General features: G+C 28.9%; 2 protein-coding genes. Both read left to right on the top strand.

Going from position 1 to position 2,492, the window contains the following annotated elements; all coding sequences use genetic code 11:
- Nucleotides 1-283 precede the first annotated feature (283 nt).
- A complete protein-coding gene (locus tag H602_RS0109515; protein WP_026977782.1) occupies nt 284-1,249 on the top strand; it encodes a hypothetical protein in 966 nt (321 codons plus the stop codon).
- A gap of 300 nt (nt 1,250-1,549) precedes the next feature.
- Nucleotides 1,550-2,005, top strand: coding sequence for a DUF4844 domain-containing protein (locus H602_RS0109510; RefSeq protein ID WP_026977781.1), 456 nt, complete (start codon nt 1,550-1,552; stop codon nt 2,003-2,005).
- Nucleotides 2,006-2,492 lie beyond the last annotated feature (487 nt).

The raw sequence follows: 2,492 nt of genomic DNA, 5'->3' as shown, positions 1-2,492 counted from the left end.
CATCTGCTTTTTTTTGTCATTGTAATTAATTTTTAATTAGTTTTACAAAGGACTAACATTTTCAGGTAATACGCTACCGAAGGTTTAGTTCAACATTCGTTACACGAGATTTTGGCATTAGGCTGAATTTAAAGATGTTTTTGTATTTGGGAAATTTGCCTTTAAGGGCAGGAATATCGCATCTATAATTCCCAAGCTGCGCAAAGCGCCAAGACTTTAATTGAAGCTTTACGGTAAAATGAAAAAATCAAATATCTAAAACAAACTTTTTAAATTTTTAATTATGAATAAAGCAAGAATTAAGGACACAGACGAAATTGTTATGGCTAGCACTATACTTGAACTTTATCCCAATTATAAAGAACTTGAATTTGTATGTATTGATAAAAGATGTTCTATTCGTATGTCTCCAACTTGTATTAAAAAGACAGAACGTAAAAAACCTCATTTTAAAAAATACAGATATAGAGAACATATTCAAACTTGTGAATATGCTACTTTAAGTAATTTATACCAAAAAGGAGGAAATCAAAAATTAAATAAAACAGAAATTAGTAAAATTGGTTACCCTTCTGTTTTTATTTTAAATGATGATGAAGATGGTGTGAAAAAAGTTTCACAAGCCAGACTTGGAAATAAGGATGAAGGAATAACTGTTCTTGGTGATGCAATATCCAAAGTTTACGAATTTGATGGTGAAAACATCAAATTTGACAGAAAAAACAGAGTTCAAAGTATTGACAGAATTGTAAATTGGTATTTAGGATTTCCACATAACAGAGATGTAGAAATAGAAATCAATTCTATAAAAACTCAATATAGGTATTTTTTCAAACACATAAAAGGTCATACAGATCCTCAAGATTTACAAAAGGAGAGAATATTTTATGGTAAACTAATCTTATCAAAAACAAATAAAAATGTTTTTGATAAATATCCGGATAATGTTTATTTTAATTTATTGGCTTATAAAGATAAAGATGGAGCAAAAAAAATATTAAATTATTCTGTGAAAATTGATAAAAAGTTAATGTCAAAACATAGTTTATCAAGGTTGAAAAATAAGTATGACAAATTATTTGAAATAGCATTTACAGAATTCGAAGAAAAATCAAACGATCCAAATTTTGGCTTGTATGTTTTTGTTTATGGAGCAATTGACCAAAATAATGATACAGTTTTAAATGTCAAACAAAATCACATTACTTTTAGATATGATGAAGTTAGAAAAACAGTTAATGAAATTTAAATATTTATTTCACCATATCGCATATTAAGGATAAAACCTGTAGTTAATCGCTAAGTTTTCGTTGCGTTGGGAGAGCGAACAATGAAATCTGTGTTGAAAAGCCTGTCTCGTTTTCTCGGGAGAACCGATTACATGCTTTCACTATAAAGTGTTTTAAAGAATAGAAAGAGGATTTAGTTGTCCTCGATAGCTATGGTCTCTGACCTCGAAGCAATTAAATTTTTAAAAAAAAAACGCTGGGGAATATATTACAAAGTTGTATAAACTTGAGTGTATTTACTAGTTGGCAACTATTGAAAAATGAAGGTACGTATTAAATTATTATTATTGTTTTTAACTTTAACTGCTTGCGGACAAAATGCTATTGAAATGAAAACACCAGAAAACGCAATTCAAAAGTTTAATTCATTTATTGAAAAGGAAAAGTTTGTTGAACAAGGTTATCCAAATTTTTATCCAGGAATTGCAGATGAAAAAATGCGACCAATCTTTACTGAAAAAATAAATCTTGTAGCAAATGATTTTAAATCTGTTGCATTATCAAATAAACCAACAGATTTGCAATATCAAGAAAAAATTAAAGTTGGGCTTTATAGATTTGCAGATATTTATATGGAATTAGATACTGAAGATAGAGAAAGAGTTTGTACACATTTCGAAGAGATAATGGACATTGTTGGGTTAGAAAGTTCAAATGGCCAATTAAATGAATTCATGTATGGTTTTGATCCAAACGAAATGAAAAAAAACAATTAAACATGTCTAGAAAAAAAAAGGTAATTTAACAACTGATTCTGAATGGCATAAACATTTGCGAAAAATTGGTAAACGCTTTTTTTGGAAAGGAGAACGTTTAGCTGAAAAAAAAATGATTAATAAAGAAACTAAACAATGAGAATAAGAAAACAGTTGCCAACAGCTAAGGGTTCGTTGCGGCTGGAAGCCGAACAATAAAACCTGTGTTGAACAGCCTGTCCCGTTTTCTCGGAAGAACCGATTACATGCTTCACAATAAAGTATTTTGAAGAATAGAAAGAGGATTTAGTTGTCCTCGATAGCTATGGTCTCTGACCTCGAAGCAATTAAATTTCAAAAAAATACGCGGGGGAATATATTACAAAGTTGTATAAACTTGGGTATATTTACTAGTTAGCAGTAATTTTACCGCAGAGTCGTAAAAATCTTTAAATAAAATAACCATAAATAATGAAAGTTGAATGCTTACAAATAGATAAATTAATAA

This window comes from Flavobacterium tegetincola DSM 22377, assembly GCF_000425485.1.
GTDB lineage: Bacteria > Bacteroidota > Bacteroidia > Flavobacteriales > Flavobacteriaceae > Flavobacterium > Flavobacterium tegetincola.
This window is presented reverse-complemented; position numbering and strand designations above follow the sequence as displayed.